Annotated in this window: 27 protein-coding genes and 2 pseudogenes; 13 read left to right on the top strand and 16 right to left on the bottom strand. The window is 66.9% G+C overall.

Annotated elements, in window-relative coordinates; genetic code table 11:
• Positions 1-282 (bottom strand): SDR family NAD(P)-dependent oxidoreductase (locus ABTZ89_RS08145; RefSeq protein WP_351041689.1); only part of this gene is annotated, 282 nt, incomplete at its 3' end.
• A 93-nt stretch (positions 283-375) separates the two neighbouring features.
• Positions 376-567, bottom strand: a complete 192-nt coding sequence (locus tag ABTZ89_RS08140) for a hypothetical protein (RefSeq protein WP_351041686.1) — start codon at positions 565-567, stop codon at positions 376-378.
• 7 nt (positions 568-574) lie between these two features.
• Between ABTZ89_RS08140 and ABTZ89_RS08135 the strand changes: the two genes are divergently transcribed.
• Positions 575-883, top strand: a complete 309-nt coding sequence (locus ABTZ89_RS08135) for an MmyB family transcriptional regulator (RefSeq protein ID WP_351041683.1) — start codon at positions 575-577, stop codon at positions 881-883.
• A gap of 69 nt (positions 884-952) precedes the next feature.
• Here ABTZ89_RS08135 and ABTZ89_RS08130 read toward each other — a convergent pair whose 3' ends face one another.
• From ABTZ89_RS08130 to ABTZ89_RS08120, 3 genes are all read right to left on the bottom strand, one after another.
• Complete coding sequence (locus tag ABTZ89_RS08130) at positions 953-1399, bottom strand: cupin domain-containing protein (protein ID WP_351041697.1); 447 nt, start codon at positions 1397-1399, stop codon at positions 953-955.
• A 23-nt stretch (positions 1400-1422) separates the two neighbouring features.
• Positions 1423-2343 carry an NADP-dependent oxidoreductase gene (locus tag ABTZ89_RS08125; protein ID WP_351041680.1) on the bottom strand — a complete coding sequence of 307 codons (921 nt, stop codon included), beginning with the start codon at positions 2341-2343 and terminating at the stop codon, positions 1423-1425.
• Positions 2344-2651: 308 nt separating this feature from the next.
• Positions 2652-3752 carry a peptidoglycan recognition protein family protein gene (locus ABTZ89_RS08120; RefSeq protein ID WP_351041677.1) on the bottom strand — a complete coding sequence of 367 codons (1101 nt, stop codon included), beginning with the start codon at positions 3750-3752 and terminating at the stop codon, positions 2652-2654.
• Between the two features lie 211 nt (positions 3753-3963).
• Here ABTZ89_RS08120 and ABTZ89_RS08115 point away from each other — a divergent pair, with 211 nt between their 5' ends.
• Positions 3964-4272 carry a DUF6221 family protein gene (locus ABTZ89_RS08115; protein WP_270950306.1) on the top strand — a complete coding sequence of 103 codons (309 nt, stop codon included), beginning with the start codon at positions 3964-3966 and terminating at the stop codon, positions 4270-4272.
• A 135-nt stretch (positions 4273-4407) separates the two neighbouring features.
• Here ABTZ89_RS08115 and ABTZ89_RS08110 read toward each other — a convergent pair whose 3' ends face one another.
• The 3 genes from ABTZ89_RS08110 to ABTZ89_RS08100 all read right to left on the bottom strand — a co-directional run bounded on the left by ABTZ89_RS08110 (position 4408) and on the right by ABTZ89_RS08100 (position 5632).
• The gene (locus ABTZ89_RS08110) at positions 4408-4755 is read right to left on the bottom strand and encodes a ferredoxin reductase domain-containing protein (RefSeq protein WP_351041673.1); all 348 of its coding nucleotides are present in this window, start codon (positions 4753-4755) and stop codon (positions 4408-4410) included.
• A gap of 129 nt (positions 4756-4884) precedes the next feature.
• Positions 4885-5142: a DUF2188 domain-containing protein gene (locus ABTZ89_RS08105; protein WP_351041670.1), complete on the bottom strand. Its 258-nt coding sequence runs from the start codon at positions 5140-5142 to the stop codon at positions 4885-4887.
• Between the two features lie 166 nt (positions 5143-5308).
• Positions 5309-5632 carry a hypothetical protein gene (locus ABTZ89_RS08100; RefSeq protein ID WP_351041667.1) on the bottom strand — a complete coding sequence of 108 codons (324 nt, stop codon included), beginning with the start codon at positions 5630-5632 and terminating at the stop codon, positions 5309-5311.
• 166 nt (positions 5633-5798) lie between these two features.
• Between ABTZ89_RS08100 and ABTZ89_RS38930 the strand changes: the two are divergent.
• Positions 5799-5924, top strand: a pseudogene (locus ABTZ89_RS38930) (IS110 family transposase); the annotation flags it as partial.
• A gap of 209 nt (positions 5925-6133) precedes the next feature.
• Here the strand turns inward: ABTZ89_RS38930 and ABTZ89_RS08095 are convergent.
• Positions 6134-6331, bottom strand: a complete 198-nt coding sequence (locus ABTZ89_RS08095; RefSeq protein ID WP_351041694.1) for a helix-turn-helix domain-containing protein — start codon at positions 6329-6331, stop codon at positions 6134-6136.
• Between the two features lie 165 nt (positions 6332-6496).
• Positions 6497-7305, bottom strand: a pseudogene (locus ABTZ89_RS08090) (response regulator); the annotation flags it as partial.
• Positions 7306-8492: 1187 nt separating this feature from the next.
• On the opposite strand from ABTZ89_RS08090, the gene ABTZ89_RS08085 reads away from it, so the two are divergent.
• Together ABTZ89_RS08085 and ABTZ89_RS08080 are read left to right on the top strand one after the other, a co-directional pair.
• Complete coding sequence (locus ABTZ89_RS08085) at positions 8493-10094, top strand: sensor histidine kinase (protein ID WP_351041664.1); 1602 nt, start codon at positions 8493-8495, stop codon at positions 10092-10094.
• 82 nt (positions 10095-10176) lie between these two features.
• A complete protein-coding gene (locus ABTZ89_RS08080; RefSeq protein WP_351041661.1) occupies positions 10177-10353 on the top strand; it encodes a helix-turn-helix domain-containing protein in 177 nt (58 codons plus the stop codon).
• Between the two features lie 1290 nt (positions 10354-11643).
• On the opposite strand, the gene ABTZ89_RS08075 is transcribed toward ABTZ89_RS08080, so the two are convergent.
• Complete coding sequence (locus ABTZ89_RS08075) at positions 11644-11823, bottom strand: hypothetical protein (protein WP_351041658.1); 180 nt, start codon at positions 11821-11823, stop codon at positions 11644-11646.
• 299 nt (positions 11824-12122) lie between these two features.
• On the opposite strand from ABTZ89_RS08075, the gene ABTZ89_RS08070 reads away from it, so the two are divergent.
• Positions 12123-12554 carry an alpha/beta fold hydrolase gene (locus ABTZ89_RS08070; RefSeq protein ID WP_351041655.1) on the top strand — a complete coding sequence of 144 codons (432 nt, stop codon included), beginning with the start codon at positions 12123-12125 and terminating at the stop codon, positions 12552-12554.
• Between the two features lie 55 nt (positions 12555-12609).
• On the opposite strand, the gene ABTZ89_RS08065 is transcribed toward ABTZ89_RS08070, so the two are convergent.
• Positions 12610-13452 (bottom strand): helix-turn-helix transcriptional regulator, encoded by an 843-nt coding sequence (locus tag ABTZ89_RS08065; protein WP_351041653.1) that lies wholly within the window; start codon positions 13450-13452, stop codon positions 12610-12612.
• 101 nt (positions 13453-13553) lie between these two features.
• Here ABTZ89_RS08065 and ABTZ89_RS08060 point away from each other — a divergent pair, with 101 nt between their 5' ends.
• From ABTZ89_RS08060 to ABTZ89_RS08045, 4 genes are all read left to right on the top strand, one after another.
• On the top strand, positions 13554-13826 hold the full coding sequence (locus tag ABTZ89_RS08060) for an Atu4866 domain-containing protein (RefSeq protein ID WP_351041650.1): 273 nt from the start codon (positions 13554-13556) through the stop codon (positions 13824-13826).
• Entirely contained in the window at positions 13823-14596 is a 774-nt protein-coding gene (locus ABTZ89_RS08055; RefSeq protein ID WP_351041647.1) for an SDR family NAD(P)-dependent oxidoreductase, read from the top strand. Before ABTZ89_RS08060 ends, ABTZ89_RS08055 begins: the two co-directional genes overlap by 4 nt.
• Before the next feature lie 33 nt (positions 14597-14629).
• Complete coding sequence (locus tag ABTZ89_RS08050) at positions 14630-15385, top strand: SDR family NAD(P)-dependent oxidoreductase (RefSeq protein ID WP_351041644.1); 756 nt, start codon at positions 14630-14632, stop codon at positions 15383-15385.
• Positions 15386-15578: 193 nt separating this feature from the next.
• Positions 15579-15701, top strand: a complete 123-nt coding sequence (locus tag ABTZ89_RS08045) for a hypothetical protein (protein WP_351041641.1) — start codon at positions 15579-15581, stop codon at positions 15699-15701.
• Between the two features lie 3 nt (positions 15702-15704).
• Here the strand turns inward: ABTZ89_RS08045 and ABTZ89_RS08040 are convergent, their stop codons facing one another.
• Positions 15705-16622, bottom strand: a complete 918-nt coding sequence (locus ABTZ89_RS08040) for an SRPBCC family protein (protein WP_270950317.1) — start codon at positions 16620-16622, stop codon at positions 15705-15707.
• A gap of 150 nt (positions 16623-16772) precedes the next feature.
• Positions 16773-17600, bottom strand: coding sequence for a helix-turn-helix domain-containing protein (locus tag ABTZ89_RS08035; RefSeq protein ID WP_351041638.1), 828 nt, complete (start codon positions 17598-17600; stop codon positions 16773-16775).
• Between the two features lie 73 nt (positions 17601-17673).
• Here ABTZ89_RS08035 and ABTZ89_RS08030 point away from each other — a divergent pair, with 73 nt between their 5' ends.
• Together ABTZ89_RS08030 and ABTZ89_RS08025 are read left to right on the top strand one after the other, a co-directional pair.
• Positions 17674-17922, top strand: coding sequence for a nuclear transport factor 2-like protein (locus ABTZ89_RS08030; protein WP_351041635.1), 249 nt, complete (start codon positions 17674-17676; stop codon positions 17920-17922).
• The gene (locus ABTZ89_RS08025) at positions 17912-18091 is read left to right on the top strand and encodes a nuclear transport factor 2 family protein (RefSeq protein WP_351041632.1); all 180 of its coding nucleotides are present in this window, start codon (positions 17912-17914) and stop codon (positions 18089-18091) included. Before ABTZ89_RS08030 ends, ABTZ89_RS08025 begins: the two co-directional genes overlap by 11 nt.
• 88 nt (positions 18092-18179) lie before the next feature.
• Here ABTZ89_RS08025 and ABTZ89_RS08020 read toward each other — a convergent pair whose 3' ends face one another.
• Entirely contained in the window at positions 18180-18581 is a 402-nt protein-coding gene (locus ABTZ89_RS08020; protein WP_502949520.1) for a PaaI family thioesterase, read from the bottom strand.
• The gene (locus tag ABTZ89_RS08015) at positions 18578-19297 is read right to left on the bottom strand and encodes a 3-keto-5-aminohexanoate cleavage protein (protein WP_270950320.1); all 720 of its coding nucleotides are present in this window, start codon (positions 19295-19297) and stop codon (positions 18578-18580) included. The genes ABTZ89_RS08020 and ABTZ89_RS08015 overlap by 4 nt, the downstream gene beginning before the upstream one ends.
• Positions 19298-19396: 99 nt before the next feature.
• Between ABTZ89_RS08015 and ABTZ89_RS08010 the strand changes: the two genes are divergently transcribed.
• The gene (locus tag ABTZ89_RS08010; protein WP_351041628.1) at positions 19397-19963 is read left to right on the top strand and encodes a hypothetical protein; all 567 of its coding nucleotides are present in this window, start codon (positions 19397-19399) and stop codon (positions 19961-19963) included.
• The last annotated feature ends 3 nt before the right edge of the window (positions 19964-19966 follow it).

The raw sequence follows: 19966 nt of genomic DNA, 5'->3' as shown, positions 1-19966 counted from the left end.
GGCTTTGTTGAACGCCATGTCCTGGCGGCCGTACTCCCTCACCGCGCGCCGCACCGCGGCTTCGACTTGCTGTTCGTCGGTGACGTCGCAGACGACACCGATCGCCCGCTGCCCACGGCCGGTGATCTCCTCGGCTGCGTTGTGGACGGCATCGTGGTCGAGGTCGACCAGGACCACGGCGGCCCCGGAGTCGGCGAAGGCACCGGCGGCGGCCAGGCCCATGCCGGAGGCGGCGCCGGTGACCAGGGCCACCTGCCCGGAGAAGTCATAGGTCGGGTTCATGGTGTTCTCCCGTCGAATCAAACAAAGTCCCGCGCTCGCCCAGACCTTTCGAAGTCCCAGGCGAGCGCGGCTGGAATCGGTCAGCGAGGAAGGTCAGGGCTTCAGCAGGGTCTTGATGGCGCGGCGCTCATCCATCGCCTTGTAGCCCTCAGCGGCCTGATCGAGCGGAAGCGTGAGGTCGAAGACCTTGCCGGGGTCGATCTTGCGGTCCCAGATGAGCTGGATCAGCTCAGGCAGGAACCGGCGCACCGGAGCGGGGCCGCCGGACGCGACCCGCTGGGCCAAGCACAACGTGCACCGCCACTCACGCGGACGCAAGACCATCAACCACCCGGCCGCCGGCACGATGGACCTCGCCTACGACGACTTCGCACTGCCCGGCGACCCGAACGTCACCATCACCACCTACACCGCAGATCCCGGCACGCCCAGCGCCGACGGACTCACCCTGCTGGTGACCTGGGCCGACACGCAGAAACAACCACAGACCACCAGCGAGGAAGCACACGCGTCTTCGACCACGAGCACGGTCGAGCCGACGCGGCATCGCGACCACCCGGCAGCCCGCCCCAGCAGTCCTCAACGGCCTCCACAGACGTAGACGCACGTGGGGATCGGGACTGAGCTGACCGGCCTGCTGACGGCCACGCCACCGCCCGCAGCAACCCGGTCACGGGTGGCCGTCATCGACCTTCAGCTCGTCCCCGGTGTTGGACACGAAGACGACCAGGAGCCTGGCCCGCTCCGTCGGACTGGTGTTCTCCGTGAGGACGTGGTGGGCACCCGGCTGCTCGACCCAGTTCTCGCCTTGCCGATACGTGCTCACGGGCTCGTCATCGAGCCTGCTGCGCACCGTGCCTTCGAGGACGTACGCGTAGACGAAAGCCTCGCCGTGCCGATGCGGCTGTGCACGCGCACCAGGCGGGAAGTCCACCACCGCCGAGGTGAACGTCTTGCCCTGCGCATTCGGAAGGGCCTGCTCGAGCAACGGAGTCAGAGTCTCGGCGGGTGGCTGCGATGCCACCGGCGGCGTGGAGCCGGCAGGCTGGTCCGGGCCGCTGCAGGCCGTGACCCCGGCCAACGCGGCGACGACCAGGAAACCACCAGCGATCCGCATTCCACTCACGAGAGACCTCCTGCTCAGTCCTGGACGACGCGGATGATCACCTTGCCGGGGGTGCGCTTATCAGAGGCGAACGCGGCGGATGCCTCAGCAAGCGGCCGCACCGCACCGATGACCGGCTCGAGCCGCCCGTCCCTCAGCCTCGCGACGAGATCAGCAAGCCGAACGCGGTCGGGCTCGACGACGAAGAAAACGGCCCGCCCGCCCTCGGGCTGGACCTTGGGCGGCATGGCGATGGTGACGAGCGTGCCACCTGCGCGCACCAGGGCGGCCGAACGGTCGAGGACATCTCCGCCGATCACGTCGAACACGACGTCGACCTCGCCCACCTCCTCCAACTTCTCGCTCTGAAGGTCGAGGAAGGCATCGACGCCGAGCGCGAGCGCCTGGTCACGATCGCGAGCCCGACCGGTGCCGATGACCCGGGCGCCGACATCGCGAGCGAGCTGCACCGCGATCGACCCCACACCACCCGCAGCGCCGTGGACCAGAACGGTCTGGCCGACGGTGAGGTGCCCGTGGTCGAACAGGCCCTGCCAAGCGGTCAGCCCGGAGATCGGCAGCGCAGCGGCCACGGTGTGGTCGACATCCGCCGCCAACGGTGCGAGGTTGCGGGCCTCCACCGCGGTGTACTCGGCGAGCGCACCGTTGCGGGTCCAGTCGGTCAGCCCGAACACCCGCTGGCCAACGCTCAGACCGGTAGTGCCGTAACCCAGTTCGACGACGACACCCGACAGCTCGTGGCCGGGCACGCTCGGCGTCCGATCGCGGCCCGCACGATCGGTCCAGGTGCCCGGCCAGTCGAGTTCCCCGGGGGTGAAGCCCGCAGCGTGCACCCGCACGATGACATCGTTCTCGGCAGCGTGGGGGTAGGGCAGGTCCGCCAAGGACATCCCAGCGACACCGACGTCACGGTCTCGAACAGTGATGGCTTGCATGAACGTCCTCACTGGTAGGGGGATCGATCGAACGCCCAGCCACTCACAGACTCGGCCCATGGCGATCGCCTACGGATACGCACCGCAGCTAGATGTGTGCCACACCGCGCGGTTGATCGCACCCGCTCGCGAACGCTGCTCCATCGCCCCGTCGTGCGTTCCCACCAGCAAGACGACCCAGCCCCTACAGGCGTGACAACTCAGACACCAACCAGGCCCACAGACCCGGCTCCAGCCGACCGCTCAACGGATCCACGGCACAACAGCACCGCACAATTCGCACACCAGCGCCGAACGGGGGAGAGAAGTCACCCCAACAACCGCAGCCAAGTCGCCCGGTCCACCACGCCAGTGACCGGCAACCCCGCAGCCGCCTGGAACTCCCGCACCACCGACACCGTCCGATCGGCGAACCGCGCATCCGCCGGCACGTAACGACCACGAGAGATCAACAACGTCTGCACCGCCCGCACCGCATCACCCGCCGAACCCGGACCCACCTCGGGAACCAGCCCATCCCAACCACGACCACCGAACAACCCCGGCTCCGGCATCCGGGTCGCCGAACACGACGCACCAACAGCACCCCACTCGGCGGCCAACCGTCCCGCCACCTCCTGAGTCCGACCAGCGAACACACCATCCACCGGCACCGACTCACCCCGAGCCCGCAACAACAACTGCAACGCCGTCACCCGCGGCCCCCGCACATCCGGCTGCAGCAACGGCCACACCACCGGCTGCGCCACCGCCTTGCCCGTGGCAGCCCCCACCGCCTCCCGCAACTCCGGTAATCGCGCGTAGAGCACATCACCCGGACACTCCGTGGCCATGAAATCCCGGTGCCCGTAGATCTCACCAGCATCGATCCCGTACTGCGCCACCATGTACGAGCACAACTCCACCAACGAGTCCCACAGCGCATCCGGCACCTTCGCGTCCACGTAGGTGCCCTCGTTCTCGATCCCCAATGACACCGAGTTCTGCTCACCCGCATGAGCACCCAGCACGTGCTGCTCACCAGCGGTCAGCACCGCCAAGCTCTTGTGCCGCCCCTCCAGCAACCACCCGCCCCGCGAATTCGTGAAGTTCTGCCCGGTGTCGAGCCACCCGTTGGAATCCATGTGGAAGTCCTGGATCTGCCGCGCCAACTCCATCGCGTGCTCCTGCGAGGTGTCCTCGCTGTTGGCCGACGCCGTGTGGTGCACCACGATCTTCACCGGCCGCTGGTCCAGCACCTGCACCGGCGAACTCGGCTCCCGCGCCTTCCACTCCGACGTCGACAAGATCTCCGGCGCCGCGCGCCGCGACGACGCCCACACCGGAATCCCCGACGCACCCACCGCCGTGGCCGCCAACCCACCGGCCAGCAGCACCCGCCGAGCAACCTGAACACCGCGCAACACCATGCCGAACTCCCGCACATCCGACGACCTGATCCGCGCCGACCCTAAGAACCCGCCCCGGCGCTCGGGAATTCTTGGCAACAATCCGCCACAAACCCGACAACCACCCACCAACGCGGGCAAGATCACCCGACGAGCAACGTCATGATCGAGCCGCCACCACGTCCCTGCCTGTGACCGACCACCACAGCGGACAACAGGAGTGCGACACACGATGGACCGGTTCGCCGAGTTCCTGCACCGCCAGCTGGACATCGACCTCGAACTGCTGCGCCAAGCCAGGGAAGACGCCGAAACCGGCACCGACCGGGCCTGCCTGATCACCCCCATCCGCGGCTTCCGCGAATGCGAGCTCAAAACCCGCCTGCTCACCGCCCACCGCGACTGCGGCACCGGCGAAGGCCCCTGCGACCAACTGGGGGAGAGCTACCCGCCGGAAGACGAACGAGGCTGCCCCACCCGAGCCCTCCTCGGCCTGCCCTACGCAGACCGCCCCGGTTACGCCGCCCGCTGGCGCCCCTGACCGATCGCCCTCCCACCAGGCGCGCACCACCGGCTGAATCCCGTTGAGAACAACCGACTCCGCAGTCACCAGCACCCGGCAGAACAGATGCTGCGGGGTACCGGCCCAATACCCGCCGGCACCCCGCAGCACTGATCAGACGTCATTCGGGGTGAACTTCTCCCGGTGGATCATGCGCGGCGCCATCCGCCGCCGCTTGAACGCCTTGACGCCCGCCTCCACCATCGCCGGCGGCCCGCAGAGCCAACCGGACCAACCACGCGCACTCGCGACATCGGCCAGGAACGAATCCGTGGGGAATCCGGTGCGGCAAAACGCCCCCTCCCGCTGCGACTCGTGCGAAAGCACCGGAACGAAGCTGAACCCCGGATGCGCCTCCGCGAGCCCGGTCAGCACCTCGAAGTCGTAGAGATCCGCCGCACCACGAACACCGTGGTAGAGCAAGACCTCCCGCTCCGGGGCACGCGCCAACGCAGTCTCCATCTGCTCCGGCTCGCAGAACTGCGACACCAACTCCGCGCGGACCCGCGCGACGCTCGAGCAGGAAGACAGGCATGAGCATCCGGCTGGGGGGAGCGGGGCGCGCTGTTCATGTCGAGCGCGACCAGGCGTTCATAGCCGGCCGTCTCGAGGAATCTGTGTTCCCATCCCGCCACCGGAGATTGAGGACCTTGTCCAGCTGCTCAGAGACGAGCAGATGGACTGACCCGCCTCGGTGTGCACAAGCAGTTGCCCGCCTTCGTAAGCCAGCAGGTCCAGCGCCTTCTGGATGGCCTCGTGCTGGCTGTCGGCCGGCGCGCACGCCCGCGTACCGCCGGGGGTGATCACCCGCCAACCGTCGTTGTGTTGGCGCACCTGCCATGTACCCATCGCGCTGTCTCCCCTCGCTGGGTGGCCTGTCCGGTTTCCTCGTGTTCTGTGACGCCGGTTGCTCACGAATCGAAGTTTGCGAAGCGGGTTTCTGTCCTGCCGCTGTCACGTCAACGGCGGATACGCCGCTGCGGCGGTGATCGGTGGTCGGGGGCAGCGGAGGCTGTTACCCAACGACGCTGGCTGGGGTACTGGTGGCCGTGACGTCATGTTCAGGTCGCAGGCCCCAGTCGCACAGGGTTTGCCAGCCGCGGTGGGTAAGCCGGACGCGGTGTCCGCGGGCGGCGAAGAGGTGGCTGGTGTCGACTTCGATCAGGTCGGTCTGCCAGAGCTGCATCAGCAGGTCCTGTTGGACGTCGAACATGGCGCCGCCGATGCGTTCGGCCCAGCGGTAGCCGTTGCCTTGGCCGGCTCCCAGGCTGTTGTCGAACTCGACCTTGCCTCGGTAGACATCCAGCAGGCTGGCGTGTCGTTGCTCGCTGTAGGGCACTCGGTGGGTCATCACGACCATCCCAGGGGTTTCGGGCTGGCTCCTGTTGGCTGTGCGGGGGAGCTCTCGCGATCAAGCGGTCAACCGCTCGTCTATGACGATGCGCGGGCAGGCCGCGGGGTGTCGCGGTTACGTGCATAACGCGCACGCTCCAAAACGGCCGTGCAGCACCGACCGGTTGGCGGCCTTCGCCGGCCTGTCTCCGACACCAGGGATTCAGGGTCGGATCAGCGGCACCCTGCGTCGTCGCCAGCGGTACAACCGGCGGCTGCTACGGGCCTGCCATCTGGCTGTCTCGAACAGTGATTTCGCGGCGGACCGCAGAAGCCCACGTCGAGAACATCCTCAGAAAGCTCAGTTCCACCTCGAGAGCTCAGGTGGCGGCATGGCTGGCGCGGGAGCACTCGGGGTGGCCGTGACAGGCGGCCAGCAACCCGCTGGCCCGAACTTTGTGATCGTGATGGCGCTGTGATGAGGCCACGCCAGGATCTGCGGTTGGATCTACGGCGGCGGTTGGGACTCGGTGGGTCCCGACCACGTGTAGACGTACTCGGGGCGTCCCGCGCTTCCGTAGCGCGGCTCTTGATGTACCAGCCGGTGTGAGGTCAGGTAATCGAGGTAGCGGCGCGCGGTGGGCCTGGAGATTCCCATGCCGGACGAGATGTCCGCAGCCGACAGCTGTTGTCCGGTGCGCAGCATGGTCACGATCGCCCCAAGTGTCTCGCCGGCTAGGCCCTTGGGCAGTTCTGCGTCCGCTGGCTCTCGCAGCGCGGAGAGCGCTTGGTCGACGTCCCGTTGTCCAAGGCTGTCCGACGTCGTGTGGGTGCGTCGGCGATATTCCGCGTAAGCCTGGAGTTTCTCGCGGAACGTCGCGAAGGAGAACGGCTTGATGAGATAGTTGACGATCCCGAGCGACACTGCTGAGCGCACCATGGTGATGTCGCGTGCAGAGGTGACCGCTATGACGTCGACCTGATCTCCCCGGGCACGCAGCGTGCGGCACACCTCCAGGCCGTTCATGTCAGGGAGGTAGAAGTCCAGCAAGACGAGATCGATCTTTTGTGTTGCGAGAATTCGCAGCGCTTCACTGCCGAAGTGGGCGACCGCTGCTACCTGGAAGCCCGGAACCCGCTCGGTGGCTAAGCGGTGTGCTTCGGCGAGGGATGTGTCGTCCTCGACTACCAGTGTGCGGATCATGTGCAACGGATGCTTTCGGTGCCGGTGTCTGTCGGCCAGAGTACTCCGACCGAGAGGACTGTCGTGCCAGGTCACGACGCGGCAGGGCAGCTTCTGGAGTCGCCGCAGCGCTCCGATGGCTTCGGTCTTGAGGTCGGCCTTGCCGGTGGTGCTTCTGCGTGCGATGCGGGACGTTGTGACGTTGCCCCAAACCCATTCGTCGGGTTTGCGTTCGGGAGAGCAGCCGGGCAGGAAGACCAGCTTCAGCCTGCCGTGAGTGGAGGCCGCGAACTGTTTCGTGGCTGTGGCCCGATGCGCGGGATGACCATCGACAACCAGGTACACGGGCCATCCAGTTCGTGGAGCAGGCGCCTGCAGCAGTCGATGAACACCTGCGCGTTGGTGTTGCCCTCATGCACGGCGAACCGCAGCACCCCTTTGACCTTGACCGCGGAGGTCATGTTTACCGAGAACCGGGAGCCGGTGGCTTTGACCACGGGTTTTTGCCCCACAGGCACCCAGGTGGCGCCAGCATGATGAAGTTATCGCAACCGCGTTGACCCGATGGCGATGCGCGTTATGCGCGTAATGATGGCTCCGCCTCTTCCCTCGGGCAGCCTTGAGGTAGCCGATGGTCGATACCGACATCCGCACCCGCGATTAGGGGGACGGTAGTCATGATGTTCGAGTCCGCAGCAGCCTCGCCCCCGGCCAGGACCAGCAGCTTCGGCGACCAGTCGCACGGGTTGCCGACTGCGCCGTGCAGTGTCGTGTGGAGCGCTGGCCACGCGTTTGTGCGCGAGGAGCTCGGTGGCCGGACGCACTGGGCCGGCGTGGACGATCGAGGCCGCTCGTGCTTCTTGAGTGATGCGGAACTGCATCGTAGAGGGTGGAGTTACCGGCGCTGATCGGCAATGCCGGTACCGCTACTGCGTTGACACCAAAACCTCCGCACACTGTTCCGCTAGTCCATTCGCAAGCTTCAGGCCCGAGGAATCGAGTCGGAATGCGGTTATTGTTGAAGAAAAGCGGGCGTGCGCTGAAGAGGGGACTATGGCCATCTCGGAGACCTGCCCGTCGACCCAGGACAGCTTTCGTCTTGCGACCCAGTGAGCCAGAATGACCAGAGTTGAAACCCAGGCGCGCCGACAAATGAGTTGTTTTGCGGATTTGCCCTGCGGGATTGTCTCACACATTAGAGCGTGTCTCACGTGGCTGCTTTGAGATAACTGAACGCGAGGGTCTTGGCGGGTTGCGGATTATCGCAACCGCGTTGACCCGATGGCGATGCGCGTTATGCGCGTAAAGGTGGCTCCGCCTCTTCCCCCGGGCAGTCTCGAGGTAGCCGATGGTCGATACCGACATCCGCACCCGCAATTACGGGACGGTAGTCATGATGTTCGAGTCCGCAGCAGCCTCGCTCCCGGGGCCAAGACCACCAGATTCGTGGGTCGCCGCTCCGAGGCAGCTGAGGCCCGGCGCTTGCTGTCCAACTCGCGGCTTCTCACGTTGACCGGAGGCGGCGGCGTGGGCAAGACCTGGCTCGCGTCGCGGCGACAAGATCAATTCCCAACTTTGGGAGAGCTATGCTTTTCCCATGCGTCAGAGCGCTCGCCACGTCCCGCGCTGGCCGCGAATCGTGTCGCAGTCCCTGCGAGCACGTACGGGTTTGCGTGAGTTGAGCGTGGCACGCCAATTGTTCCTTCTCCAATTGGCGGTGATCCTGATTACCGCCGTCGTCGGCTCTGTGTTGGTCTATCGCCATGCTGAACAGACGAGCGAGGATGATGCGTCCCGGAACGTGCTGGCCACAGCATCCCTTGTGGCGCAGTTGCCACAGGTTCGTGAGACGCTCACGCGGCCACCGCAAAACGCAAATGGAGCCCTTCAGCTGATCGCTGACGCCACGCAGCAGGCCAGCCCCGATGTCGACGAACATGTCGTCATCATCGACTCGCAGTACACGAGGCTGACCTCTCCCACCCCCTCGGGCGTCGGCACCCGCTACGAGGGGGACCTGACCGCCGAACTGCAGGGCCAAACGGTGCTGGACCGCTGGGAAGACAATCCGTCTGAGCCTCGCATGCGGGCCCGAGTGCCGGTCTACGGGATCCAGGGGGACATCGTTGGCGTCGCTGAGGTGTCCTCGCACAGTCAGATCGCGCTGGCGTTCAGCCGTCAGCTGCCTGGCCTGCTTGGCGTATTCGGAAGCGCCCTCGCAGCGGTGGGGTTGGGATCGTTCTTCGTCAATCAACGCCTAAAGTCCCAGACCCATGGTCTGGGACCGGAAGAAATCACAGCCATGTATGAACATCACGACGCGGTGCTGCATGCCATGCGTGAGGGGCTCGTGGTCGTGGATCCCGCTGGGCGCATGATCCTGGCCAACGACGAGGCAAGACGGCTGCTACTGCTCGGGTCAGCTTTCCACGGACAACACGTGCGGGATCTGGAGATCCCCGGATCGCTGCGCGAGTTGCTGGAATCGGGGCGGACAGTCACCGACGAAATCCATCTCACCCGCGACCGCACGCTTCTCGTCAATCAGCTGCCCGTTTACCGCAAAGGCAGGTTACTCGGAACCGCCACGACCTTGCGCGACCACACGGAATTGCAGGCGCTCACCGGCGAGCTCGACTCGATCCGTGGATTCGCCGAGGCATTGCGCGCGCAGGCGCACGAATCCGCCAACCGGCTGCACACCGTCGTCATGCTCATCGAACTCGGCAAGGCAGAGGAAGCCGTCACATTGGGGACCGCCGAACTCCAGGCGGCGCAGCAGCTCGCCGACCAGATCGTCGGCGCGGTCCATGAACCCGCGCTGGCCGCATTGCTGCTGGGCAAGCTCGCCGTAGCACACGAAAAGGGCGTCGAACTGTTCATCACGCCGGACACCGTCGTCGACGCTGTCGCAATTGAGACACGGGACCTCGTCACGCTCGTCGGCAACCTCGTGGACAACGCCCTCGACGCTGCCCTCGCCGGACCTGCGCCGCGCCGGGTCGTCTTCACCGCCCGTCAGGACGGCGACGCGCTGGTGATCCGGGTCGCGGACTCGGGGCCCGGTCTCGATCCGGAACACACCCAACAGGCATTTACCCGTGGGTGGTCGACGAAAGCCACGGATCGGCTCCATGGCAGGGGGCTCGGACTCGCTCTGGTCGGCCAAGTCGTCCACCGATACTCCGGCACGATTGACGTCTCGAACGAGGGCGGAGCCGTATTCACCGTCCTCCTGCCCCACGTCGCGGCACCGGACACTACAGCGCCGTCCGAATTTGCGTGACGACCAACTGTCGAGTGCGGGTGGGCTGTTAACGGTTTCCGCAGGCAACTTTCTCCTGTGGACTAGCTGGACCGCCGCGGAGATGGCGGTCGTGGCCGGCACCAGCGTCCGCCTGCAACGAGCACGCGCTGACCTCGAGGCAACAGCAGGATCATCGGTCTCGGAAGTGGCCGCACGGTGGGGATTCTCCAGCGCAATCCGGTTCGCCGCGGCGAACCGACGACGCTACGGCTGCACGCCATCCCAAGCACACCGATGAGAACCGGCCGGCCGAACAGAACTGACGATGGCCAAGTCACGGTCGACGAGCAGGGCAGCAGCGGCGCAGGGGATAGGTCTGGTGTCAACGAACTCGGACGTTCACGAAGGACCTGACAGGGGAGGGGCGGTCTCGCGAGCAGGAGCGGTGCGCTCGTCACACCAAGAGAGGACGGATCCCGTCGAGCAAGGCCCGGCGCTGCCCACGAGAGTCTGCTTCTGAGCATTGGAAGTCGAACGTAAACCGTGATATAGAGCGGAGTTCGACGCGCTCCCGGTCACATTCTCCATTTGATGGATAATCAACATTATCCATCAAATGGAGAAGTAGCCATCGGGCGAGCTGGGGTTCCTCTTCGGGGGATCGATGCACTGCCACCCATGTCGATCAACCAGAACTTCACAACCCGGCGTGAGGTTCACGCATCCGCGGCTCTGCACAACGTGCTGGTCGATTCATCGGCTTGCACGACGCATGCGAGTCAGCTGGTCGCTAGGTCCGGCCGGCGTTGAACTCGGCAGATGATCGCCGGCCAACTCGGAGCCTTTGCGGATCATGATCCGCCGAGTCGACTTCACCCAAACCCGCTGATGAACGTCTCGCCCTACCTACTGCGTTTTGTCACTGTGACGTTAATAGGTCGCGGGAACGGATGCAGGAACAGCATGGACGGTGGGCGACTGGGCAACCCTGATCGACATCCACACGTCAACGGCCCTCCAACGGCCAGCCCGTCATGCCACAGCGTCGTCACGCAGCCAGCGTGTGCAGCCCATGCCGATGAGCGTTCCGCGCGACTCGACGGGCCCGCCGCGTGGAACGCTCATCGGCTCAACCATCAGTGGCACTCCGGACGGCGGCGACACCCGGAGTCCACGTCGGACGCCTCGGGTGCTCAATGCGTCGTAATCAGCGTCCCTGGAGGCCCTTCTCGAGGTGATCTCCGCAGGTCGATACAACGCCGATAATGTACATTATGTTAAGTAGTAATCTGATCGTGCGGCCCGGAGCCCGAAACGCCCCTCCTCTGCTGCTGCTGCGGATGCGGCTCAACGCTTCGCGTGCCGATGGGCGGACTTGCGCGTCGCTTGGCAACTGCCGTACGCGGCAACGGCTTTCAATGTGACGACCAGCCGCGCCGCTCGTGGACCAGAGCATCGAGACTGCGTGTGCCGCAACATGACCCGGAACGTCGTCGGCGGCTGGATCGTTCGAACCCCTCGGCAGTCGAACGATCCAGCCGCCGGTTCCCTGCTCCCCCATGTGCTCAACTGATGATCAGGAGCTCGGCTAGAGCGTCTTGCCCGCCTTCTTCGCGGCCTTGCAGTCCTCGCACGTGACACCGCCGTAGAAGAACGGCTCCCAGATGGTGCTGGCGGCAAACGTCTTGCCGCAGAGCGAGAACCCTCGCCCGTCCCAGGACGACCGCTTGCCCTTGTGCATGACGTGTTCGTGCATGAACTCGGTCATGGAATCTTCCTTTCGAAGTCGAGACGGCTTCTCTCGGTGATTGATCACTGACCGGAAAGGAGGACTCAAGCTAAGCAGGCGTTGTCACGCTAAGCGAGCATTTGAGCCGATCATCGCCCGAATGGCCGCTGTGAATCAGTGGGCGACGATCACTCACTGCACATTCGGTCACGTTTCGTGTCCGCCGCTGTTCGGCTGGCGCAGTCGTGCCTCTCCCCTGCTCTCCAGCTGAGCACAGGATGATCCGGCGCGATCACCGATAGGTTCGGCTGGAAATCGAAGCGACGGAGGAACAACGGGTGCACTTCGCGCACAGCAACGGGTCAGAGATCGCGTTCGACATCGTCGGCGACGGTCCGCCGTTGGTGCTGCATCCGGGGATGTTCCAGGTCGGATCGCACTGGACGAAGGCCGGCTACACCGCTCCCCTGACCACATCCCACACGATGATCACCGTGGATCCGTTGGGCTTGGGCGCCAGCGATGCGCCGCGCGATCCGGAGGCGTACACGCTGCCGCGGCGCGCCGAGTACGTCGTGGCCGTGCTCGATGAGCTGGGTGTGGACACGGCTGCGTACTGGGGTTATTCGCTGGGCGCGTTGACCGGGTATGCCGTGGCCGCGCATGCGCCGGAGCGGCTCACGCGCACGGCGGCCGAGGAACTGGGCTTTTCGTCGTCTGGCTGCGGTACGGCACGAAGGAAGCCACCGGCGTCGAACGACCTGTGCTGAGGCCGGAGACGTACGTCTGGTTTCCGGAGTGGCCCTTTGAGGCCGTTTTCGCAAGTCAGGTGTCGACCGAACGCGCGTGGTGTGTGCTGGGGTGGAGGCTGCTCAGCAGTGCGAGGGCGTGAGCACTGGGTGTGGCGGGTTCGGTGTGGTAGATGATCAGTTGTTGGCCGGGGGCGCTGCGCACGTCGAATGCCTGGTAGGTGAGGGCGAGTGGGCCGACGTCGGGGTGCACGAGGTGTTTGGGTTCGCGGGTCTTGCCGCGCACCTGGTGGGTCTCCCACAAGCTGCGGAAGTGCGCGCTGCCTTCGCTGAGTTCGGCCACCAGGCGCCGCAAACCAGGATCATGTGGGTCGAAGCCCGTGGCGACCCGCAGGTTCGCCACGGTGGCCTGTGCGGTCCAGTCCCAGCGTGCGTAGAACCGTCGTCCCGCGGGGTCGAGGAAGGTCATGCGGGCAAGGTTGTCCACCGCGCGGAATGGTGAGAACAACGCGTCGGCGAGGGTGTTGGTGGCCAGGACGTCCAGGATGCGGTTGAGCACGAAAGCGGGCGTGTGCGGGTAACCGTCCATGAGTTGCCGCAGTTCGGGGCTCACGGCCTGGGGTACCGGGGCGGGAGTGTTGTCTGGTGTGGTGCCGGCCAGTCGGTACAGGTGCTCGCGGGCATCGGGGTCGAGATCCAGCGCGCGGCAGAGGGCGTCGAGCACTTGCGGTGACGGGTGGGTCTCGCGGCCCTGTTCCAGGCGGGTGTAGTAGTCGGCGTTCACCCCGGCGAGCACGGCGACTTCTTCGCGACGCAGTCCGGTCACCTTGCGCCGGCCGGAGTAGAGCACGCCCGCGTCTTCCGGAGATCGCCCCGCGCGACGCGCTCGCAGGAACGCCCCCAGCTCACCACTGGCCATGGCACCAGGGTAGATCGCTGGCCGCCCGGTTGGGTGGGTGTGGCACACCCAGTCACCACACGTCCTGCCATCGCCTGTCACCGTCGCCGACGCTGGGCGGTATGACGAGCGATATCGACGTGGTCGGCATGTGGGGCACCGCGGACGGACATATCCGGCAGGAGCTGCGCGCCGACGGGCGCTACGACGAAGCGCGCGGCGAACGGCGCAGCGCCTACACCGGTCGCTACACAGTGACCGGGAACCACCTCGACTACGTGGACGACACCGGCTTCACCGCGACGGGCGACATCCGCGACGGCGTGCTCTACCACGAGCATCTCGTCCTCTATCCCGAGTCAGCCGCCGATCACCGAGGGCAGGCACGGCGATGAGCGTGCCACCCACCGACGGCGAATTCGTGGGCCCTGAGCTGGAGGGCAAGGTCGCGCTGGTCACCGGCGCCGCCCGCGGGGTCGGCGCGGCCACGGTCGCCTGGCTGCACGCCCGCGGCGCGCGAGTACTGGCCACCGACCTCCGCCCCGAAGTGGACGGTCTCACCACCCGGTTCAACGGCGTGTCCACCCTGGTCGGCGACGTGTCCCGAGAGGACACCGCAGTGCGGTCGGTTGCCACGGCGATCGACCGGTTCGGCAGCGTGGACATCCTGGTCAGCAACGCCGGCCGATCGGTGAACAAGCCGATCACCGAGACCACCGCGTCCGACTGGGACGAGCTGATGTCGATCAACGCGCGCGGCGCGTTCCTGCACGCCCGGGAAGCATTCCGGGCGATGCGCGAACACGGCGGGGGTGTGATCGTCACCGTCGGGTCGTTCGCCTGCACCGTCGGGTTGGTCGAGGCCGCGGCCTACAGCGCGTCCAAGGGAGCGTTGGCGCAGTTGACCAAGGTGCTCGCGCTGGAGGGCGGACCGCACGGCATCCGTGCCAACGTCGTCGCTCCCGGTGTGATCGAGACCGACATGCTCGACAACTTCCGGGCCGACAGCCGGGAGTACCTGCGCTCCTTCGGCGACACCCACCCCTTGGGCCGCGTCGCCCAACCCGAGGAGATCGCCGAGGTGATCGGTTTCCTGGCCTCGCCCCGCTCCAGCTTCATCACCGGCGCGGTCGTCGCCGCCGACGGCGGCTACACCGCCGCCTGACTCCCAGCAGACAAAACGAGAGGACGAGCACCTATGCCTGGACGGCTCATGAGCAAGGTCGCGTTGATCACGGGCGCGACCGGCGGCATCGGACAAGCCACCGCGGAACTGTTCGCCCGTGAAGGAGCCAGCCTGGTCGTCACCGACATCGCCCAGGACACCGCGGACGAGCTCGCCGCGCGTCTGAAAGCCGAGGGCACCGATGTGCTGGCCGTCCGGTTGGATGTCTCCTCGCCGGAGAACTGGAGCGAGGCGATCGAGCTCATACGGCGACGCTTCGGCCGCCTTGACGTCTTGGTCAACATCGCTGGTGTCCTGGACTGGCCCGGCATCGAGGAGACCACAAAGGACGCCTGGGACCAGGTGGTCGCGGTTAACCAGACCGGCACCTGGCTCGGAATGAAGACCGCCATGCCCCTGCTGCGCGCCTCCGGCAACGCCTCCATCATCAACACCTCCTCAGTGCTCGGCCTGGTCGGCAGCGGAGCCGCCGCCGCGTACCAGGCGACCAAGGGAGCAGTGCGGCTGCTGACCAAGACCGCCGCCGTCGAATACGCCACCCGCGGAGTCCGGGTCAACTCGGTGCACCCCGGCGTCATCACCACCCCGATGATCCAAGATGTGCTCGACGAGCAGGGCGATCAACAACCCGATATCGTGCGCACCCCTATGCGCCGCGCAGGTAGCCCCGCTGAGGTCGCTCCTACGATGCTCTTCTTGGCCAGCGACGAATCCTCGTTCGTCACCGGAACCGAGCTCGTCGTCGACGGTGGACTCACCGCACACTGATGACCAGCCCCGGATCCACGCCGATTGCCGTATGTCCGCACATGCCGCGAAGCGACGCGAAGGACACGTCACCGTGCCCAAGGGCCACGTGGAACTAGGCGTGCGGCTGAATACCTTCCTCGAAAATCGCTGACGCGAGTACCGCAAGCAGATCCTGTCGGCCTCCCGGGCCGCCGAACTACGAGCCCTCGGCGTGAGCCTGGACCCCCTGGCCGAACGCCGGAAACGGGCCTGCGAGAGCTGGACCGCTACCTACGTGACCACCCTGACCGGCGTGGGCGGGGTGGCCGGGGTGTTGCCGTTCTCGTCGTGGTGAGCTTCAGGTGAGGTCGAAGCGTTGGGCGTAGTGGTCGCGGAGGGCTTCGGTGCGGTCGGTGGGCCATGGGCAGCGGATGTCGTCGTGGAGGGCGGCGAAGAGCAGTTCCAGGTGGGTGTGCCAGGCCGCGAGCAGGGTTGCCGGGTCGGTCGTGGTGGTGTGGGTGAGGTGCAGGCGGGTGCCGATCGGGTGTTGGTCGCGGAGGTGGAAGCGGACGGTTCCGGTGGGTTGCCAGGCGTATTCGAGGGTGTGGGGTGCTTCGGTGGTGATCACGGGGCCGGCGGTGCCGTAGCCGTGGGTGCTGGGCAGTGGTGGTTCGGATCCTGGGGTCGGGGTGGTGTCGCCGGTGAGCAGGGCCCAGACCTGTGCCGGGGGTTGGACGAGGTCGCGGGTGAAGTGGATTTGCCAGCCGGTGTCGGTGCGGTGCAGTTCGCCTTCGGCGAGGCCGAACTGCTCGATGTAGTTCTCGGCGCGGTGGAACCAGGTCTGCATGTCGAATTCGGCGGTGGTTCCGGACAGGCGGGCGTCGAGGGCGTCGAGGCAGCCGTCCCATCCGGCGGCGTGGCGGGCGGTGGAGGGCAGGTCGCTGTCGGGTGCGCGGAGGGTGTGGCTGAAGACCAGGAGGCAGCCTTCGGGGCGTGGGAGGAGTTCGCAGCGGATGACGTCGTCGTTCCAGCGGAAGGCGAAGACCTTGAGCGGGTCGATTTCGAGGATTTCGCCGTGTTCGGGTTCGGTTCCGTCGAAGGTGAAGCTCATCGGTGCGCCGGGGGTGGCGTGGTCGAAGTCGATGCGTGCTGGGAACCAGTGCGAGAGTTCGGTGGGGTCGGTGATGGCGTGCCAGACCTTGTCCGGTGGGTGGTTCAGGAGGCGTTCGAGGCGCAGGACCGGGTGGTCGCCGTGCATCGTGACGGTGGTGTTCACGGGTGTTCCTCCGGGTGGTCGGGCGTTGGGTCGTTCGTGCCACAGGTGGTGGTCGGGCGCCAGCCGGGGTTGGGTCGTTCGCTGTGAGGTGCGCGGGAGCCCCGGGTTAATTGCCAGAATCAGAATATAACCGATCTGGCATGAAGCTGCCTACTGCGGCTTGTTCGTCGTGCGGTGCGCGGTCCAGGCGATCTCGTCGACTGCGAGCCAGACCCTGCTGGTCATGGTCGCCGGGGTCGTTCCGGTGAAGGCCAGGACGTCTCGGTGCAGGTGTGCTTGGTCGGCGTAGCCGGTGTCGGCGGCGACCCCTGCCGCGTGCTGGCCGGCGGCCAGGCGGTGGACGGCGTGGTCGAAGCGGACCAGCTTCGCGGCGCGTTTGGGCGGCAGGCCGAGTTGGGTGCGGAACCGGGACCACAGGCGTTTGCGGCTCCAACCGAGCTCGTGCGCCAGGTCGTCGATCCGGAGTCGGCCGCGGCTGCTGGTGATCCGGTTCCAGGCCCAGGCCACCTCGCGGTCCACTTCGCGTCCTGCCGCGAGTCGGCGGATGAGCAGGGTGTTGGTCAACGCGAAGCGTTCCTGCCACGAGCGGGCCTGGCTGATCTGCTCCTGGGCTCTGGTGGCGTCGTGCCCCCACAACTTGTCGAGGGGTACGACCACGTCGTCCAATTCCGCCGGGGAGATGCCCAGCACTGCGTGCGCGGTGACCGGGGACAGTCGCACCTGCACGCATTCGACGGCGTGGCCGCGCACGCGGATGGCGTCGTGCATGAATCCGGCGACGAGGTTGCCCTGCTGCTGTCGGCCGCTGTCGGTGTCCACGACGTGCGGGCCGGAGCCGAATTCGAGGGCCAGGGTGATCGAGGGGTGCGGGATCACGTGCACGTCGGCCGGGTCTGGGCCGTGGTGGCGGAAGCCGGCCATGGTGACCCCCGCCCATCGGCTGGGGTGCGCGGGGTGCACGACCTCCCATCTGGCCACGGGCTCATGTTAGGGGGTGGTGCGGGAACATTCGTCCAATACGCCGGGATGTGGTGGCGGTGATCCTGGGGCCATGAGTCGCAGCATCGTCGAGGACGCCTTCCAGGCGCTCGCCAGTTCCGATCCCGACCTGATCTCCGCTGTTCTCGCCGAGGACGCCGAGTGGTTGTCGCCTCCGGGCAATGCCACGGCTGTGGCGTTGGGGGCGCCTGATCACATGGTGGGGCGTGCGGCGATCGTGCAGTTCTTCGCGGTGGACTTCCCGCGCCTGTTCGCGCGCGATCTTTCCGTTGTCTTCGGGGGTTGTGCACGTGGCTGGTGAGCGGGTGGTCGTGGAGGCAGCCGTGGCGGCGACGCTGGCCAACGGCGATCCCTACGACAACGACTACTGCTTCGTCGTCGAGCTGCGCGGTGGTCTGGTTCGGCGGGTTCGGGAGTACACCGACACCGCCCGGGCGCACCGGATGATCTTCGGTGGTGTTGCGCGGTAGAAGGAAGCGCTGCTCGTCCGCTCTGCCCAGTCGCTGACCCGCGTAGTGCGTTGGTCAGGAGTTGGCGCTGTTGGATCGGTCGACGGCCTCATGCGGTGAGCACGGCTTGGGTTTGGGTGGTGTGGCCGATGCGGCGGCCGGTGGTGTCGAGCAGTTCGGTTTGCACGGTGATGGCGGTGCGGCCGACGTGCAGTGGTCGGCTCACCGCGTGCAGGGTGCCTTCGCGCAGGGCGCGGAAGAAGTTGGTCTTGGATTCGGTGGTGGCGGTGCCGGCTCCGTCGGGCAGGTTGAGGTAGGCGCAGATCGCGCCGGTGGCGTCGGCCAGCGTCATGACCGCTCCCCCGTGCAGCACTCCCCCTGCGGTGCAGTGCTGGGGCGCCCAGTCCAGCTCGGTGCGGACTTCCTGCGGGCTGGCGGCGGAGATGCGCACGCCCAGGGACTCGGCGAAGGGCATCAAGGCGATCAGCTGGTGGTGGTCGGTGCTGGTCACGATTCTCCTTCAAGCAGTGCGGTGGCGGCGGTGACGAGTTCGGCGTTGTCGGCGGCGATCTGGCCGTCGGGCAGGGTGAGGGTGTCTTCCAGGCCGATGCGGGTGGCCAGTCCGCGGCGGGCGGCGACGGCCAGCACGGGCCAGGCTCCGGCGGCTTCGCCGTGCAGCAGGATCGGTGCGGGCGCGGGGTGCAGGCGGGCCAGCAGGGTTTCGGCGGTGGTGGCCGCGCCGCGGGCGGTGAGGTCGGTGACCTCGGCGAGGATGCGCAGTACGCGGCGGCGGTGCGGGGAGCGTTGGAACTGCTGGTCGGCGTCGGTGCCGGAGAAGATGCCGGCTTCCACTCCGATGCCGCGTTCGAGCAGGACGGCGGCGACGTCGTCGGCGCCGGGTTCGTGCCAGTTGACCGAGGCGTGGTCGGGCAGGACGGTCCAGGCGCGGATGGACCGGATGCGGGTGGTGGTGTCCGGGGCGGTCCAGGCTCCGGTGGTGATGCCGACCGGGATGCCGGGGGCGGCGGCGCGCACCGCGCGCAGGGCGGCGGCGACCAGGTGCGGGTCGAGGCTGTCGGTGCCGTCGGGTGCTTTGGGGTGCAGGTGGATGTCGGTGGCGCCTGCGGCGACGGCGTCGGCGGCGGCTTTGGCCAGTTCCTCCGGCCGCACGGGCAGGTGGTAGTGCTCGCGTGGTGACCGGGCGCCGTTGAGGCAGACCTGCAGCATGGTCTGATTCTCCCCTGGTCCGGCGGATCCGCGGAAGTTGATGAACCCGTTTCGTGATCATCTGGCGGGCTGGGCTGGGGCGGCGGTTAGCGTGGGTGGGTGTTGAGCAAACGGATCCTGCGGGGCGTGGCGGCCGGTGAGATCACCGAGGCCTACCTGCGCTGGCCCAGCAGGTTGGCCGAACCGGGCAGCCAGTTGAGCACCACCGTCGGGCTGATCGGCATCACCGCGGTGGACCAGGTCGATCCGGCCGGGCTCACCGATGCCGATGCGCGGCGGGCCGGGTTCGGTTCGGCGGCGGGGTTGCGGGCGTCGCTGGACAAGCACGGCCGGGGTGAGGTCTACCGCCTCGCGCTCACCTTCGACGATCCTGCCCCGCGTCCGGTGCAGCCGCCGGTGGCGCTGGACGGGCGTGAGCGGGCGTCGATCGACCGGCAGCTGGCTCGGTTGGACGTGTCGGCTCCGCGGGGCCCGTGGACACGGGAGGTGCTGGAGGTGTTGCGGCAGCGGCCGGGCATCCGTGCGGCGGAGCTGGCTGCTGAGCACAACCGGCCGGTCTCGCGGTGCAAGTCCGATGTGTGGCGGTTGCGGGAGCTCGGTCTGGTCGAGCCGGTGGAGGCCGGGTTCGGGCTTTCCGCGCGGGGGCTCGGTTACCTCGAGGGCTGAGCG

Origin of the sequence: Saccharopolyspora sp. NPDC002686 (genome assembly GCF_040295745.1) — a bacterium.
Taxonomy (GTDB): Bacteria; Actinomycetota; Actinomycetes; order Mycobacteriales; family Pseudonocardiaceae; genus Saccharopolyspora; species Saccharopolyspora oryzae.
This window is presented reverse-complemented; position numbering and strand designations above follow the sequence as displayed.

Coding starts and splice junctions, on each gene's coding strand:
- ABTZ89_RS08115 (WP_270950306.1), top strand. CDS start 3,964: ATGGACCGGTTCGCCGAGTTCCTGCACCGCCAGCTGGACATCGACCTC.
- ABTZ89_RS08105 (WP_351041670.1), bottom strand. CDS start 5,142: ATGGGTACATGGCAGGTGCGCCAACACAACGACGGTTGGCGGGTGATC.
- ABTZ89_RS08030 (WP_351041635.1), top strand. CDS start 17,674: ATGAGTCGCAGCATCGTCGAGGACGCCTTCCAGGCGCTCGCCAGTTCC.
- ABTZ89_RS08075 (WP_351041658.1), bottom strand. CDS start 11,823: ATGACCGAGTTCATGCACGAACACGTCATGCACAAGGGCAAGCGGTCG.
- ABTZ89_RS08125 (WP_351041680.1), bottom strand. CDS start 2,343: ATGCAAGCCATCACTGTTCGAGACCGTGACGTCGGTGTCGCTGGGATG.
- ABTZ89_RS08060 (WP_351041650.1), top strand. CDS start 13,554: ATGACGAGCGATATCGACGTGGTCGGCATGTGGGGCACCGCGGACGGA.
- ABTZ89_RS08130 (WP_351041697.1), bottom strand. CDS start 1,399: ATGCGGATCGCTGGTGGTTTCCTGGTCGTCGCCGCGTTGGCCGGGGTC.
- ABTZ89_RS08015 (WP_270950320.1), bottom strand. CDS start 19,297: ATGCTGCAGGTCTGCCTCAACGGCGCCCGGTCACCACGCGAGCACTAC.
- ABTZ89_RS08095 (WP_351041694.1), bottom strand. CDS start 6,331: ATGCTGCGCACCGGACAACAGCTGTCGGCTGCGGACATCTCGTCCGGC.
- ABTZ89_RS08065 (WP_351041653.1), bottom strand. CDS start 13,452: ATGGCCAGTGGTGAGCTGGGGGCGTTCCTGCGAGCGCGTCGCGCGGGG.
- ABTZ89_RS08110 (WP_351041673.1), bottom strand. CDS start 4,755: ATGGAGACTGCGTTGGCGCGTGCCCCGGAGCGGGAGGTCTTGCTCTAC.
- ABTZ89_RS08080 (WP_351041661.1), top strand. CDS start 10,177: ATGGCGGTCGTGGCCGGCACCAGCGTCCGCCTGCAACGAGCACGCGCT.
- ABTZ89_RS08050 (WP_351041644.1), top strand. CDS start 14,630: ATGCCTGGACGGCTCATGAGCAAGGTCGCGTTGATCACGGGCGCGACC.
- ABTZ89_RS08120 (WP_351041677.1), bottom strand. CDS start 3,752: ATGGTGTTGCGCGGTGTTCAGGTTGCTCGGCGGGTGCTGCTGGCCGGT.
- ABTZ89_RS08055 (WP_351041647.1), top strand. CDS start 13,823: ATGAGCGTGCCACCCACCGACGGCGAATTCGTGGGCCCTGAGCTGGAG.